This window comes from Streptomyces sp. NPDC111628, assembly GCF_055635195.1.
The window spans coordinates 938880-953868 of record NZ_JBVKBZ010000001.1 but is presented as its reverse complement, the minus strand read 5'-3'; the positions used below and the strand labels follow the sequence as shown (position 1 = coordinate 953868).

The window sequence follows — 14989 nt, the reverse complement described above, 5'->3', positions numbered from 1 at the left end:
GCTCCGCTCAATAGCTCTGGGTAGCGGTGATTTCTTGGTCTGATCGTTCGGCGGACCGTTCCGCGGAACCGTCCGCGGATTGCTCCGCTGCCTGTTCTTCGGCCAGTTCCATACAGCGCAGGCGGGCCGGGGAGAAGTCGTAGGGCATCCTGCCGATGGCTGCGACGACGCTCATGGACTCAGCATCGCCGTCACCGTCGGTGGCAGGGTGCAAGGTGTCCCAGGCGTCGAAGAGGGCATCGTCGTCCGCACCCAGGCCGGACTCCTCGATGGCGGCCTCCAGGGCGCGTTCGAAGTCACGCCGCTCGGCGGCCACTTGAGCCACCCGTGGATCATCGACGGCGACACTGTCGTCGAGTGCCTCCTCGGCGTCGTCGATGCGGTCGGACTCCTCCCGCAGGGTGGGATGCGTGGCCAGGACGATGAAGCGGGTGGCCTGGACGGCCGCGCCGAGCGCGCCGAAGATCCGCTCGGTGACCAGCAGACTGTCGAGGTCCGCCTGCCGTAGCGAGCCGTCGGGGAGGCTCTTGAGGCGTTCGGTGACGAAGTCGGAGAGCAGGCCCATCCGACTGCCCTCGGCACGCATCCGCCGCACGGCGGCCTGCTGCCGCCGCAATTCCGCCTCCCGCTCGGCGAGGGTTTCCTCCAACCGCTCCAGGATGCCCGCGACACCGTCTCCGCTGTCCACACCGTCCGCACCGGTGGAAGCCGTGTCGGTGGCGAAGGCGTCACGGATGTCGTCCAGGGCGATCCCGGCGTCGGCCATCTTGCGGATCCACAGCAGGCGGATCATGTCCTCGTACCCGTAGCGGCGGCGGTCGTCGCCGCCCCGCTCGGGCTCGGGGAGCAGGCCGATCTCGTGGTAGTGGCGAATCGCTCGTGGCGTGCTGCCGACGAAGGCCGCCGCGTCACCGATCTTGACCCGGCGGGGTGGCATGAAAGACGAACGCATGAGCAGGGACCCTTCCTCACGATGTCGGGACGCACGTCCACCGGACCACATGCCGCTACGGAAGGTGCAACCCGTACTCACCGCTCCGGAAACCGGTCGCCCCGGCCCGGTGCCGCGTGAGACGTCTGATCCCCCAGTCGACCGCGTGCCGTGCGGTGCGGTGCGGTGCCGTCCCAGCGGTCGAAGGGCCACCGCTGGTCACGCCGGTCACCGATGACCACCGTTAGTCCACCAACGGCCGGACCCGCTCGGCGGCGAACCGGACGAACCCCTCCGGATCGGGCTCGTCCCCGGTCGGCTGGAGGATCACGGTGTCGGCCCCGGCCTCGGCCAACCGCCGCACGGCGTCGGCAACGGCCTCCGCGTCTCCGGCGGCCCCGAGATCCGGCACCGCCCCGACGCCTTCGGCGACCAGTTCGGCCCGAAGCCGGTCACGGGCGCCGGCTCCGGTGGCGGCGAGGAGATACACGACGACCCGGTGCGCGTCCGTCCGCCCGTTCGCCGACCGCCCTTCGTCGATGAGCCGCCGGGCGCGGCGCACCCCGTCGGGCGGAGTGTTCGCGGTGAGCACGGTGCCGTCGGCGGCCTCACCGGCCAGCCGCAGCGAGCGCGGCCCGGTGGCGCCGGCGAGCACCTCGACGGGCTGCTCCGGCGGCCAGTCCAACGCGACGTCGTCAAGACGGACGTAGCGCCCCGTCGAGGTCACCCGCCCTCCCGCCAACAACGCCCGCAGCGCCACGAGATGCTCCCGCAGCAGCGTCAGGGGCGACTCGACCCGCGCCCCGACCTGCCCCATCCAGTCCTGCACCCCGTGTCCCACGCCGAGGACGGGGCGGCCGGGGAACATCCGGTGCAGCGTGGCGGCCTCCATCGCGGTGACGGCCACGTTCCGCAACGGCACGGGCAACAGCCCGACCCCGACCCGCACCCGCTCGGTCCACGCGAGGGCGGCGGCGGCCGTGGAGATCCCGCCCTCCCGGAAACAGTCCTCCCACAGCCACAACTCTTCGAGCCCCACCTCATCGGCGACGCGAGCCACGGCACGGAGCCGCTCGGGGGCGAGCTGGGGGCGGAACACGGCACCGAGTCCAGTCATGCGGCCTTCCTACCCTCGGCCGAGGCCCCCGTTCAACACCATTACGAGTCCGGCCACCTCACCGCCGCCGGACCGGCCAACCCGGTACCGAGGATGCGGATCTCCGGGTGGGCGAGCTCGGCGAGGACTTTCGGGGTGTCGGCGTTCTCCTTGCCCGCGGGTGGCCACGACAACGCTCACACCCCTCAGTGGCCTACTCATGGCTGGCAGTCTTTACTCCCCCGGTTTGACGCGATGTCGGTCGTCTGCCAAACGCCTTCAGCGTTCTCCGTAAGCTTTGCCTTGTAAAGGACGTAGCTGTCCGCCGTTGTCGGCGTATCCTCGACCTTCCCTGTCTTCTTGTCCTTGATGAACGACTTACTCTCGTCCGAGCAGTAAGTGACGTATGCCTCGTGATCTCCGGAGAGGCTGACCTTGTAGTCAAAGTACCGAGTCTCACCCACCCACGTGTGCTTCTCGTTGATGTACCCCAACGCATACGTGATCGAGTCACTCAAAGCTGACTCGGTGTTGTAGAAGCCGAGAGCCCTGGTGTCGGTGCTCCCCTCGAAAATGGCCTCATCGACGGAGTTGACGCTCAGCGTGCTGTCCGCAAGAGCCGTGTCCTTCGCGGCGTTTCCGGTCTTCTCGTACTCGAAAACGTTCTTCGCGTCGGAAGGGAACGTGATTTCCGGTCGGCCTTCGGTACCCGTCGAGCTCGGGCTCGGGGCGGCTGACGTCTCACTACCCGTGTCGGCACCCGCGATCTTGTCGTTGCCTTTTGCGGGACCGTCGTCGTCGCTTCCGCACGCGGACAGCGTCAGGGCCGCGGCGGCGGTCAGCGTGAGCGCTGCGAGCAGGGTGGGGCGGCGGCGATTCACGGTCAGCTCCGGGGTGGGACGAGGCTTCTGTTGAGCAAAGCAACTCTATCCACCGGGGTCGAGCGGCACCGCCGCCGCGCGTGGCAGGTCATGCACGTGCCCGGTCTGCTGCAGATCGAGGAGTACGCGCGTGCCGCCTTTTACCGCCGAGCTGCCCGCTCTCCTACTTGGCCTGCGTGCATGGGTGTAGTCCGTGAGCTCTGAGCAACTGCCGCCCGCGGAACTGGCGAACCCGCTCAGCGATTGACGGCTTGGATCTCCTGGACGACGACGTCCTGCTCTCCTCCGAAGTCACCGTCGGGCAGCGGCTGCTCCCCTGCCACACCGGTGCCGGTCCAGTGGATCTTCCAGGTGACTGTGGCCCTCAGCTGGTACGAACCGTCGCCTGACGAACGCAGGTACTTGACTCCACAGGGCGGCGTCTCGTCCGCCTTCCCCTTGGCGTAGGGCTCACCGATGCGGCCGTTCACGACCTCGCACACCCCGGATGCAGGGTAGGCCTGAGCGTCCGCCGTACCCGGATCGATCTTCACCGACACCGGCTCAGCCGTGGTCGTCGCCTCGACGTGCAGCAGGGGCACGGAAGCCGTCACCGACACCGGTTTGAAGTCCGTCGCGTCCAGCCATGCCCAGGTCGGAAGGTTCACCTTCGTCGCCCCCGCGGGCCTCAGCTCCACCTCGGTGGTGGGGACGCGGATCTCCGCGTAGGCCAGCTGGGCGAGGACCTCCGGCGTGATCGCCTGCGGGATGTCCGCCGGCGGGTCGTCACCGGTGTCCACCCAGAAGGTCTCCTCCTTGCAGTCGAGCGCCCCTGGGTCACCCTCCCGGCCGGGCGTGACGTAGGAGTCCCACCAGTAGCCCTCGCCGGCCTTCTCCTTGTTGAAGTCCTTGTACGGCTTCCCGTTCACATACCTGTCGCGCTGGTCGGCATCCCACTGATAGCCCGTCGACTCGGCCTCCCAGACGGGCTCCTTTACCTTCTGGAGCTGCTCCGGGGTGTACTTCGGGGCGTAGTAGCAAGCAGGCGGTGTCCAGTTCGTCGCAGCGGCCACCGGCCCCACGGACGCCCCGGAGCCGTTCTTGGAACGCTGGAAGACAACCGCACCGGCGGTCGCCGAGACCGACTGATCCCCTTTGTCCCCGTCCACTTGAGTCTCAGACCCCGTACCCTCCCCACCTGGCACTATGTCGGCCCAAGCTGCAGGGCTCGAGGCCAGCACGGTCGTACCTGCCAGCACCATCGCGCACACCGACACCCTCACTACGGCTGGCACTGGGCCGCCCCCCTCGTAGAAATGATCTGCGACGTCTGCCAGACACCCTCGTCATTCTTGTCGAGCCTGGTGTTGTACTGGACGTAGCTGTTCTTGGTGACGGGCGTCTTGGCGACCTTGCCGGTCTTCTTGTCCTTGCTGAAGCCCTTGCTCTCGTCCGCGCAGAACGTGAGGGCAGCTGAGGTCTTGCCCCTAAGTTCGACCTTCCGATCGAAGTACCGAACCTGACCTGTCACAGTGGCGTTGGCCTTTTCGAACTGTCCGACCCACGACACGGCTGCTTCCAGGGCTTTCCCCGTGTTGTAGAAACCGAGCGCCTTGGCCTCGGGGTCCGTTCCGGCGATCGCGGCGTCGACGGCGCGCATTCGCTCCGCGTTGTCGGCAAGTACCGCGTCCTTTGCCGGGTCTCCGGTCTTTGCGCCCTCGAAGGTCAATTTCAGGTCCGGCGGAAGCTCCACCTCGGGTCGGCCGGCGGCCGCAGTGGACGAGGAGGACGGGCTCGGCGGGGCAGACGGCTTGCCCCCTGTGTCCGCCCCCGCGATCTTGTCCTCCCCCTTGTCCGGACTGTCGTCGTCGCTTCCGCACGCGGACAGCGTCAAGGCCGCTGTGACGGTCAGCGTGAGCGCTGCGAGGAGGGTGGGGCGGCGGCGATTCACTGTCGACTCCTGGGTGGGGCGAGGCTTCTCTTCAGCGAAGCAACGCTATCCATCGGGGACAGGCGGCACCAGAGCAATGGCTCGTGGCAGCACGTCGACAAGCCACTGGCCACACCCCTCCCCCACATCCGGGCGGCAGGAGGCAAGCAGCTGTCCGCCACCACCCGATGTCTCATCAAGCGCGCTTTTGCCGCACCGTCTCACGTTGTAACTTCACCTGTGCGATCGAGGCGCTGGTGCGACGCGTGAGCCGACGGGGGTTGCGGGATGGTGGGCCACAGGCCGAGTGACTGGCATGTGCTGGACCTGGACAAGGACCCGACCCCGGGGGATCCGCAGCGGGTGCGGACGCTCGCGAAGACGTTGCACGATTTCGCCGACGACGTCTCGGAGGCGTTGCGTCTGGTGAAGGGGATGGCGGGGGAGTCGACGCTCGCGGAGTGGGCGGGCAAGTCGGCGACGGTCTTCAAGGAGGAGTTCTCGGGCGTTCCGAAGAACCTCAGGAAGCTGGAGAAGTCGTACGGGATGTGCGGCGATGCGCTCGCGGACTTCTGGCCGAAGCTGGAGCGGGCGCAGGCGCTGGCGGACCGGGCGCTGGTCAAGGCGCGGGAGGCCCGTCAGGACCTGGCGTCGGCGCAGTCGAAGTTGTCCTCGGCGGATTCGTGGGTGACGCGGGCGTCGAAGGAGGCGGACAAGTACAAGGACGACCCGACGGGCAGCAAGTCGGACGCGGACAAGCCGGACGAGGCGAAGGTGCGTGCCGCCACCCGTGACGCGCAGCACGCCAGGACCGCGCAGACCAACGCGCAGTCGGCGGTCGACTCGGCGCAGGGTGCACTGGACGCGGCGAAGAAGATGGCCGAGGACGCGCGCAAGATGCGTGAGGACGCGGCGCGGGAGGCCAAGGGCAAGATCGACGAGGCGTCCGACGCCGGTATCCAGAACCGGTCGTGGTGGGAGGACGTCGGCGACTGGTTCTCCGACAACTGGGACTCGATCGTCGCGGTCTGCAAGGTGGTCGTCGCGGTCGTCGGCATCGTCGCGATGATCATCGGCGGGCCGATCCTCGGCGCGATCGTCCTGGTCGCCGCCCTCGTCGTCCTCGCGGACACGCTCTACAAATACAGCAAGGGCCAGGCATCCCTGTGGGACGTCGGGTTCGCGGCCCTGGACTGCATACCCGGCATGAAGGGGCTCACCACCCTCGGCGGACTCGCCAAGGGCGCGAAGGCACTGGGCAAGGTCGGCCTGAAGGCCATGGCCAAGGGGCTGGGCAAGAAAGGCCTGCGCAGGGAGGCAGACAACGCCCTGGCGGCGGGCAAGCCGGGCAAGAGCCGCTGTCTGAACGGCGACCCCATTGACATGGTCTCCGGCGAGATGTATATGACCGAGACCGACGTCGAACTCCCGGGTCTGCTCCCCCTGGCTCTGAGACGTACCCACCTGTCGTCCTACCGATCGGGGCGCTCCTTCGGGCCGTCCTGGGCCTCCACACTCGACGAACGCCTCGTCCTGGACGACGAGGGCGTTGCCTTCGCCGCCGAAGACGGCATGATCCTTCTGTACCCGGTCCCGTCCCCGGGGACATCCGTTATGCCGGCAGAGGGGCCACGCCTCCCCCTCGACTGGGACGGCACACCCGGAACGCCCCTCCACATCACCGACCCGCTCACCGGGGTCACCCGCTGCTTCGCGCCGCCACGGCAACCAACGCCGGGCGAGGGGGCGTTCACTCTTCTCCTCGTAGCTCTGACAGACCGCAACGGCTATCGGGTCGACATCGACCGCGAAGCCGACGGAACTCCGATTGCGGTACGCGACGCTGGTGGCCGGTACGTCCGCGTGGATACCGATGACGGACGCGTCACCGCCCTGCGCCTGCGCGATGGTGCCGGGGGCACTCTCGGCACCGTCGTCAGAAGGTTCGACTACAGCCCCGACGGCGACCTCGTAGCGGTCCGCGACTCCAGCGGTCTGCCTCTGCGATTCGAGTACGACGACCGCCGGCGCATCACCTCTTGGACTGACCGCAACGGCTACGGATACCGCTTCACGTATGACGACCAGGACCGCTGCGTCGCCGGAGAGGGCAGCGACGGCCTGCTGCGCTGCAGCATCGCGTACGACAGCGATGGTCACGAGACGCATTACACGGACGCTCTCGGCAACACCACGACCTACCAGTGGAACGAGCTGTACCAGGTCATCGCCCTCACTGACCCGCTCGGTCACACCACGCGCTCTACCTGGGACCGGTACGACCGCCTGCTCAGTCGAACGGACGCACGGGGCCGGACAACCCGCTACTCCTACGACCCCCTGGGTGCCCCCACTTGCGTCGTCCGGCCCGACGGCCTGCGGGAAACGGCTGTAAACAACGCGTGGGGACTCCCCGTCACGGTCGTCCAGGCCGATGGCCACACCTGGCGCACGGAGTACGACAGCCGAGGCAATCTGACCGCCGAGACCGACCCCACTGGAGCCCGAGTCGAGTACCGGTACCGGGACGACGGCGCCCTCGTCGCCGTCACCGACGCACTCGGACGCACCGCTCTGCTGGAGCCCGACGCGGCGGGCCTCCCGCTCGTGGCCACCGACGCCGAGGGTGGAGTCACCCGCTACGCGCGGGATGCCGTCGGCAGGATCGTCGCGCACACGAACCCCGAAGGGCAGGTCGCCCGGCTTAGCTGGAGTGCGGAAGGTCGTCGGCTCGGGCTCGATCTGCCGGACGGGACCAGTGAACGGTGGCGGTACGACCCCGAGGGCAATCTCGTCGAGTACGCGGACGCAGAGAACCGGGTGACCCGCTTCGACTACGGTGGCTTCGACCTGCTCGTGTCACGCACCGACCCCGATGGCTCGCGCCTCAGGTTCGCCTACGACAGCCAATTGCGCGTTACCTCGGTGACCAACCAGCGGGGCGCCGCCTGGGAGTACTTCTACGACACGGCCGGCCGCATGGTCCGGGAGCGGGACTTCTCCGGACGCGTACAGAGATACCGCTTCGACGCGATCGGTCACCTCGTCGGCCAGACCAACGGTGCGAACGAGAGTACCGAGTACGTTCGCGACGACTTCGGACGGATCACGGAGCAGCGGGGCCCCGAAGGCGTCACCCACTACGAGTACGACCCCCTCGGCCAGGTCCGCCAGGTGACCGGTCCCGGTGTGAAGTTGGTCTACGAGCGCGACGCTCGCGGCCGTATCCTCGCCGAGACCTGCAACGGAGCCACTGTCCGATCGACCTACGACATCCTGGGCAGGCGCATAGGCCGCCTAACGCCCTCCGCCGCGGAAAGCGTCTGGGAGTACGACGGACACGACCACCCCGTGCTGCTACGGACGGCTGGCAGGACGCTGACTTTCGCCTACGACCAGGCGGGGCGCGAGACCGAACGGCGCGTCGGCGGTGTGGCTCTCACTCAGACGTGGGACACAGCCGGTCGGCTCGGCACACAGACTCTGACCGCGACCGACCCGGGCTCCGGGCCGAACCGCGAGGACACACCGCAACTTCTCCAGCACCGCTCCTACAACTACCGACCGGACGGCACGGTCGCCTCGATCAACGACCTCTTGCGGGGCGACCGCGTCATCAACGTCGACCGCCAGGGACGAGTCACAGGGGTACAGGCATCCACCTGGTCCGAGCGGTACGCGTACGACGCGGCGGGCAATGTCACCGAGGGCGAGTGGCGGCTCACGACGCCCGCTGGTCGTGCACCGAACGACGGACATTCGCCGGTGCGTCGCGCAGCAGAGATCGCATACGAGTACGACGATCAGGGCCGCGTCACAGTGCGGCGCAAGAAACGGCTGTCCCGGAAACCCGACGTATGGCGCTACACCTGGGACAGCCAGGACCGACTGATCGGGGTCACCACCCCGGACGGCACGATGTGGACGTACGCCTACGACCCGTTCGGACGTCGGATCGCCAAACGGCGACTGGGCCCGGACGGAACAACCGTGGTAGAGGAAACCACGTTCGTCTGGGACGGATTCGTCCTGGCCGAACAGATGACCCGTGCTCTCGGGGAGACGCCCAGGTGCACGGTCTGGGAGTGGGAGCGGGATCGCTTCAGCCCCCTCACACAGACCGAACGGGTGGCGTCGCCGGACGTGCCCCAGGAATGGGTCGACGACCGGTTTTACTCCATCGTCACGGACCTGGTCGGGACACCGACAGAACTCGTCACTGAGCCAGGGGTCGTGGCCTGGCAATCCCGAACCGCGGTGTGGGGCGCCCCTCTGCCTGCTCCTGGCCAGGACGACGCCTACTGCCCGCTACGCTTCCCGGGGCAGTACGCGGACCCGGAGACGGCACTCCACTACAACTACCAGCGACACTACGACCCGGAGACTGGCCAATACGCTTCCCTGGACCCGTTGGGCCTCTCTCCTGGGCCGAACCCACGCACGTACGTACCCAACCCCTTCACAGCCGTCGATCCCTTCGGGCTGGCACCCTCGTGCGAGGAGGCAGCCCGCGCCGCTGCAGCCAAGCGGGCCGACGCGGAACAGGCGACGCCGGGGGCAAACAAGAACACCAGACCGACCAGCGCGGCCGGGTTGTCGGTACCGGGGCACCAGCAACCCTTCGACGGCGCCAGCATCAAGGGCGGAGGCAACCACGATCTCCATCCCGATGTGCAGGCTGCCTATGATCGGGTTCCGGACCACATCAAGGAGGAGGTCCGTGGAGCTCACTCGAAGTGCGGTGAGGCCGAAGCTCTGTCGAAGGCCATGAGAGCCGGGGTGGATCCCAGGGGCGGCGTGATGGCGGCGGTGAACGTACGTGCGGCGGGCAATCCCGTACACGGCACACCGAAAGCGGCCTGCTCCTCCTGTCAGGATGTTCTTGAGCAACTGGGTGTGACGTGGGTGATGTGAGTGAGTGAGGACCGGAACCGCGAATGGTCACCGGGGACCGAGGCCGTGCTACGCCGGGCCGGCTGGCAACCGCGTCGCAGGGTACCCACAGAGACCTGGGAGGCAATCCTGCGCGAGCGTGGACCCTACGAGACACACGACGCGGCTCGTAGTTTCCTCGCCGAGTTCGGGGGGCTGACGACCTACGGCTGGCCTGCCGACTCCGTCACCACCTCCTCAGCCATCCGCTTTGACCCCCTGCGGGCCGCCTGGCAGGACGAACGGTTCGCGAGAGCGGGCCTGCAGACGGGAGTGCCCCTGTGTCCCGTGGGCACGGCGGACCAGGGTGCCAGCCTGCTGGGTCTCGGCGAGGACGGGGCCCTGTACCTGATCAGGGACGGTGCGGAGCGGTTGAGTGGGCTGGACGGCCTGGTGCAGGCGCAGCGTACTCGGTCTGATCTGTGGACACCGACGGAAGCGACCCACGAGAACGGCTTCTGGCAGCGACTCCGCGGTCTGGAGGGAGGCTCCGACACCGACCGGGTTCTGCGTGCGGGTGGCTGGCTCCCCGGCCGGTCGGTACCCACCGGGACTTGGGAGGCGGTGCTGATGCAGACTGGCGAGTTCGAGATGCACGAGGCGGCCCGACGCTTCCTGGCCGAGTTCGGCGCACTGGGAGTACCCGCAGTGCCCCACTCCGAGCCGAGTGGCTCGGCGCCGTGGATGGAGTTCTCTCTGGACCCATTGCTCGCGATCTGGGACGCCGAGATCATCGATGCCCTGGCCGAGCGAGCAGGCGTCGACCTCTACCCACTTGGGATGCGTGACCGGGGTAACCAGTACCTGGCCATGGCGGATGACGGCGCGGTGTACGCCGGGATGGACGACGTCTGGCTACTGGCCCCCACTCCGGAAGAGGCTCTGGCCCGTCTCATCACCCGGCTCTGAACGACAGGTCCCTGCGGAATGAGGGCCGCCCCCGTCTGTCCCGGGGGACAGCGACGGGACACTGTCACGACGAGCGTGACTCCCGTGTATGTAAACGGGGGCAGCGTCCCCAGCCACGTGATCATCGCAGCCTGAGAAGAAAGGAACTGATCGCGGTCCGACACGAATTGGGCGACCATGGGTTTCATGCCAATGATCTCGTGCAATGGGGAGTTACCGACAACTCCGACATGCTTGCCCGGATCACTCGCGGGAAGCCGGAGGAGTGGCCGACCGCGATCACCCAGGCGAGGCAGTTGCGCGCCGTTGTCTCCCCTCGCACTTCGACGGCTACGATCCTCGACCTGCTCACCCGGTCAACGGTCGTTCCGTTCAGGAGATCAGCCCGAGTTCGCCACGAACCCCTACGCGTGTGACAGGCCCTCGACTCCCGACCCACTCGGCTTGGCGACCTCCGCCCGGCCCGGAGGCGAGCGCCCCCGTGGGCCATCCCTGCTCAGCGGTTGACGGCCTGGATCTCCTGCACGACGACGTCCTGGGTGGCGCCGAACGTACCGTCGGGAAGGTCTCCGCCCGCCCCACCGCTGCCGGTCCAGTGGATCTCCCACGTGACCGTCGCCTGAAGCGGGAACGTCCCGTCGCCCGAGGAACGCAGGTACTTCACCCCGCACGGCGGTGCGTCGTTCGCCTTGCCCTTCTCGTACGGAGCGCCGATACGCCCGTCCTTGATCGCGCAGACTCCTGACGCCGGGTAGGTCTCGGCGTCCGGGGTGCCCGGCTTGATCTGCAACGAGACCGGCTCGGCCATGGCAGTCGCCTCGATGCCGATCTCCTCCACGGACGCGGTGACCGACACCGGCTTGAATTCGGCGCCGTCCAGCCACGCCCACGTCGGAAGGTTCACCTTCGTCGCCGCGGCGGGCGCCAGCGTCACCTCGGTGCCGGGGACCCGGATCTCCGCGTAGGCGAGCTCGGCGAGGACTTCCGGGGTGACGGCGTTCTCCTTGTCCGCGGGAGGCGGGTCGCCCGTGTCCACCCAGAAGTAGTCCGTGTCGCACTTGTCCCAGCCGGGCGGGAAGCTCTCATTCACATACGAACCCCACCAGAAACCCTTGCCGGTCTTGTCCTTGTTGAAGCCCTTCTTCTCATCCTTGGCGTTGTACTTCTCCCGCTGCTTGGCATCCCACTCGTATCCCGTGGACTCGGCCTCCCAGATGGGTTCCAGGTAATCCTGCAACTCCTCAGGCGTGTACTTCGGGGCATACCAGCACGCCGGCGGGCTCCAGGACGTGGACGACGTCACCGCACCGACCGAATCACCGCTCCCGTTCTTCGAACGATCGAAGACGACTCCGCCTACGGTGACGGAAACGGTCCCGTCGTTGCCGGTGTCGGCGTGCTGCTCCGTCTGCCCATCCGTTGCACCGCCGAATCCCTTCTCCGCATGGGCTGGACCAGCGGTAGCGAGGAGTAGGGCGGCAAGCCCCACAGGCAGTATCAAGGCATTTCGACGATTCAAGGCTGGCACTTCGCACTCCCCCGTTCCGAAACCAGTCGCTCCGTCACCCAGACGCCCTTGCTGTTCTTGCGCAGCGTGCTCGCATACAGGACGTAGCTGTCCTTCGTCACCGACGTGACGTCAGCCTTCCCCGTCTTGAGGAACTTGTTGAACGACTTGCTCTGGTCCTCGCAGTACACCAGGGCGGCGGTACCGTCGTCCTTGGCGTTCACGCTCTCGTTGTAGTAGCGGGTCACGCCCGTCGTACGAGCCTCGTGGTCCACAAAGTCCTGAATGTACTTCTCGCTCCCCGCGGCCGCCTCGCCTTCGGAGTAGAAGCGATACGCCTTGTGCAGTGGGTCCTGCTCGGCAATGGCCATGTCCACGGCCCGGATGCGCTGTTCGGCATCGTGCAGCACGGCGTCCTTAACCGGGTCACCGGTGCTGTCCCACTCGAACTTGTACGTCACGTCGGCGGGCAATGCGATCTCCGGCCGCTCCGGCTGGGCCGCAGCCGTTTCGCTCGGTGACGTCGACGGCTCACTGCTCGTGTCAGCCCCCGCGATCTGGTCCTCCCCCTTGCCGGGGCTGTCGTCGTCGCTTCCGCACGCGGACAGCGTCAAGGCCGCTGTGGCGGTCAGCGTGAGCGCTGCGAGGAGGGTGGGGCGGCGGCGATTCACTGTCGACTCCTGGGTGGGGCGAGGCTTCTCTTCAGCGAAGCAACGCTATCCACCGGGGACGGGCGGCACCAGGGTGACGCCTGTCTCCCCCGGCCACCCGGGAGTTCAAACCCACAGCACTTGCGGCTTCTTGGGCCATAACGGTTCCGCAACGCACCGGAAGCAGCAAAGGGGCCCGGCGGTCATCCACTCCGCGGCGGATACCTTCAGCGGGGGCGACGGGGCCGTAGGGAGGGCATCTGCATGGGACGGCGGCGGTGGCGGGACGGGGTGGGGGTCTTGGCCGTGGCGGGGTCGGACGGCGAGGAGGTTCGGGTTCCGCTGGAGATCGCGAGCTCTTACCGTGCGCGGACCAAGGGGCTGTTGGGGCGCGACTCGGTCGACGGGGCGATGCTCCTGAGCCCGGCCAACAGTGTGCACACGTTCCGGATGCGGATGGCCATCGACGTGGCCTACCTCGACCGGCGGCTCAACGTCATCGCCGTGCGCACGATGCGGCCGGGCAGGCTGGGGCTGCCCCGGTTGCGGGCGCGGCATGTACTGGAGGCGGAGGCCGGGGCGATGGGTGCGTGGGGGGTGCGGATCGGGGCGCGGGTGGAGATCGTGCAGGGCCGGGCAGATTCGGCCGGCGGAACTGGTCGGCGGGGCTAGTCGTCTGTGACATCGACGGCCTGGTCGCCGCATCCCTCGAAGTCCTTCTCCTTCCACTGCACGGCGAGGACCGTCCAGATGACGATGAGGACGACGACCACGATGGATGGCACGCTCCGCGTCGTGTGCCATGAGCTGTCACCGTGCGCCGTGCGGGGGTCGCCGGGTCCGCCCTGCGGTGGTCCGCTTCGGGCCGGTGAACGTTCCCAGGAGCGTCTGCCCTCGGGCGCCCCCGTGCCGTTCGGTGTCATCTCTTGGGCTTCTCCCCCGCTCGGTGCAGTTTCGCCGGCTGTTTGTCGTGGAGTGCAGTTCGGGCTTCGGTCGGGGAGATGCCGTATGCCTCGCGGAAGGTGCGGCTGAAGGCGGCGGGGTGGCGGAAACCCCATCGGGCGGCTGTCTCGCCGATCGTGCGGTGTCGTAGGCGGGGGTCGCCGAGGTCGGTCCGGGTGCGTTCGAGTCTGCGGCGGCGGATCGTGGCGCTGACCGTTTCCGGCTCCTCCTCGAAGAGGGCGTGCAGCAGGCGTATCGAGATGTGGTGGTGGGCGGCCGTCGTCGCCGGGCCCAGGTCCGGATCGTGCAGGTTGTGGTCGATGTAGGCGTTTATACGGGCGAGGAGCACCCGCCTGCGGCTCTCGACCGGTAACGCCGGAGGAGTGTCGAGGCGGGCGGCGAGGAAGGTGACCGCGAGTTCGAGGGCCATGGTTCCCAGGCGGCGCAGCTCCGTCGGACCGCAGTGCGCGGCATTCTCCCGCAGTCCGGCCAGGTAGGCGGTGAGCAGCGCGCCCGAACCGGTGCGGGCGGGCAGCGGCGTGGCCACCAGGCGGTCCGTTCTGTCACCGGGCAACGGCAGGGCGGCTCGGGGCAGCCGCAGCACGCTCACCCGCGAGGGGCGGCCCTGATCCTGGAAATCGCAGGCCAGCGGCTGTGAGGTGTCGAAGAGGGCCACGTCTCCCGCGCGGAGGAGGGCGTTGTTGCGGCGCTGCTCCAGGCCGATCGGGCTGCCGTGGACGAGGAAGAGGTAGTAGTTCTCCGGGTCGGACGCGCGGATGTGGTCCGGGGTCCGGCGCGCCGACATCGGGGAGAAGGAGAAGGCCGAGAAGTCGGTGTCCACCAGTTCCAGCATGGTGACCTCGCCCTTGAAGCGGTCGGCGTGTTCGCTGGCCATCGACACCGGCATCACCGCCCTGCTGACCATGTCGCCCCACCAGCCGAACCCCTCCGGGCCGCTGACGCTGTCCGTGGAGAGGAACACCGACGCCTCCCCCGTTCCGGTCTGCTCCACCGCTGTCCCCCGCCGCAGTCGCTCGTCTCCCGGCATTGTCCGCCGGTTTCCGGCCCCGCGGGAGCGCTCGGCCAGTCAGTTCCGGCGGTCGTGCGCCGATCGTCAAGGAAGTCTGCGCGCTCGGCCGAGGACAGGGGGTGCGGGTGTACCGGACGGTAGTGAGCCCGATCGGTGACAGAGAGGCTCGGTAGGAGATTTGAGCGGTTCGGGTGGCGGCGCC

General features: G+C 68.0%; 13 protein-coding genes. 4 read left to right on the top strand and 9 right to left on the bottom strand.

Annotated features, from left to right (window positions below):
* Nucleotides 1–7: 7 nt before the first annotated feature.
* The 4 genes from ACZ7MF_RS04770 to ACZ7MF_RS04755 form a co-directional block, all read right to left on the bottom strand.
* On the bottom strand, nucleotides 8–952 hold the full coding sequence (locus tag ACZ7MF_RS04770; RefSeq protein WP_471474512.1) for a MerR family transcriptional regulator: 945 nt from the start codon (nucleotides 950–952) through the stop codon (nucleotides 8–10).
* Nucleotides 953–1175: 223 nt separating this feature from the next.
* Nucleotides 1176–2048 (bottom strand): LLM class flavin-dependent oxidoreductase, encoded by an 873-nt coding sequence (locus ACZ7MF_RS04765; protein ID WP_471474510.1) that lies wholly within the window; start codon nucleotides 2046–2048, stop codon nucleotides 1176–1178.
* Between the two features lie 41 nt (nucleotides 2049–2089).
* Nucleotides 2090–2221, bottom strand: a complete 132-nt coding sequence (locus ACZ7MF_RS04760; RefSeq protein ID WP_471474509.1) for a hypothetical protein — start codon at nucleotides 2219–2221, stop codon at nucleotides 2090–2092.
* Nucleotides 2222–2245: 24 nt separating this feature from the next.
* Nucleotides 2246–2908: a hypothetical protein gene (locus ACZ7MF_RS04755; protein ID WP_471474508.1), complete on the bottom strand. Its 663-nt coding sequence runs from the start codon at nucleotides 2906–2908 to the stop codon at nucleotides 2246–2248.
* A 30-nt stretch (nucleotides 2909–2938) separates the two neighbouring features.
* On the opposite strand from ACZ7MF_RS04755, the gene ACZ7MF_RS04750 reads away from it, so the two are divergent.
* Nucleotides 2939–3112, top strand: a complete 174-nt coding sequence (locus ACZ7MF_RS04750) for a Scr1 family TA system antitoxin-like transcriptional regulator (RefSeq protein WP_471474506.1) — start codon at nucleotides 2939–2941, stop codon at nucleotides 3110–3112.
* A 32-nt stretch (nucleotides 3113–3144) separates the two neighbouring features.
* Here ACZ7MF_RS04750 and ACZ7MF_RS04745 read toward each other — a convergent pair whose 3' ends face one another.
* Entirely contained in the window at nucleotides 3145–4182 is a 1038-nt protein-coding gene (locus tag ACZ7MF_RS04745) for a hypothetical protein (RefSeq protein WP_471474505.1), read from the bottom strand.
* Nucleotides 4170–4838, bottom strand: coding sequence for a hypothetical protein (locus ACZ7MF_RS04740; RefSeq protein ID WP_471474503.1), 669 nt, complete (start codon nucleotides 4836–4838; stop codon nucleotides 4170–4172). The genes ACZ7MF_RS04745 and ACZ7MF_RS04740 overlap by 13 nt, the downstream gene beginning before the upstream one ends.
* Nucleotides 4839–5135: 297 nt before the next feature.
* On the opposite strand from ACZ7MF_RS04740, the gene ACZ7MF_RS04735 reads away from it, so the two are divergent.
* Together ACZ7MF_RS04735 and ACZ7MF_RS04730 are read left to right on the top strand one after the other, a co-directional pair.
* Nucleotides 5136–9731 carry a DUF6531 domain-containing protein gene (locus ACZ7MF_RS04735; protein WP_471474502.1) on the top strand — a complete coding sequence of 1532 codons (4596 nt, stop codon included), beginning with the start codon at nucleotides 5136–5138 and terminating at the stop codon, nucleotides 9729–9731.
* On the top strand, nucleotides 9732–10658 hold the full coding sequence (locus tag ACZ7MF_RS04730; RefSeq protein ID WP_471474501.1) for an SUKH-3 domain-containing protein: 927 nt from the start codon (nucleotides 9732–9734) through the stop codon (nucleotides 10656–10658).
* A gap of 496 nt (nucleotides 10659–11154) precedes the next feature.
* Here ACZ7MF_RS04730 and ACZ7MF_RS04725 read toward each other — a convergent pair whose 3' ends face one another.
* Entirely contained in the window at nucleotides 11155–12186 is a 1032-nt protein-coding gene (locus ACZ7MF_RS04725) for a hypothetical protein (RefSeq protein ID WP_471474500.1), read from the bottom strand.
* Entirely contained in the window at nucleotides 12174–12836 is a 663-nt protein-coding gene (locus tag ACZ7MF_RS04720) for a hypothetical protein (RefSeq protein ID WP_471474499.1), read from the bottom strand. The genes ACZ7MF_RS04725 and ACZ7MF_RS04720 overlap by 13 nt, the downstream gene beginning before the upstream one ends.
* A 243-nt stretch (nucleotides 12837–13079) precedes the next feature.
* Between ACZ7MF_RS04720 and ACZ7MF_RS04715 the strand changes: the two genes are divergently transcribed.
* Nucleotides 13080–13487, top strand: a complete 408-nt coding sequence (locus ACZ7MF_RS04715) for a DUF192 domain-containing protein (protein WP_471474498.1) — start codon at nucleotides 13080–13082, stop codon at nucleotides 13485–13487.
* 247 nt (nucleotides 13488–13734) lie between these two features.
* On the opposite strand, the gene ACZ7MF_RS04710 is transcribed toward ACZ7MF_RS04715, so the two are convergent.
* A complete protein-coding gene (locus ACZ7MF_RS04710) occupies nucleotides 13735–14769 on the bottom strand; it encodes an AraC-like ligand-binding domain-containing protein (RefSeq protein ID WP_471474496.1) in 1035 nt (344 codons plus the stop codon).
* Nucleotides 14770–14989: the final 220 nt, after the last annotated feature.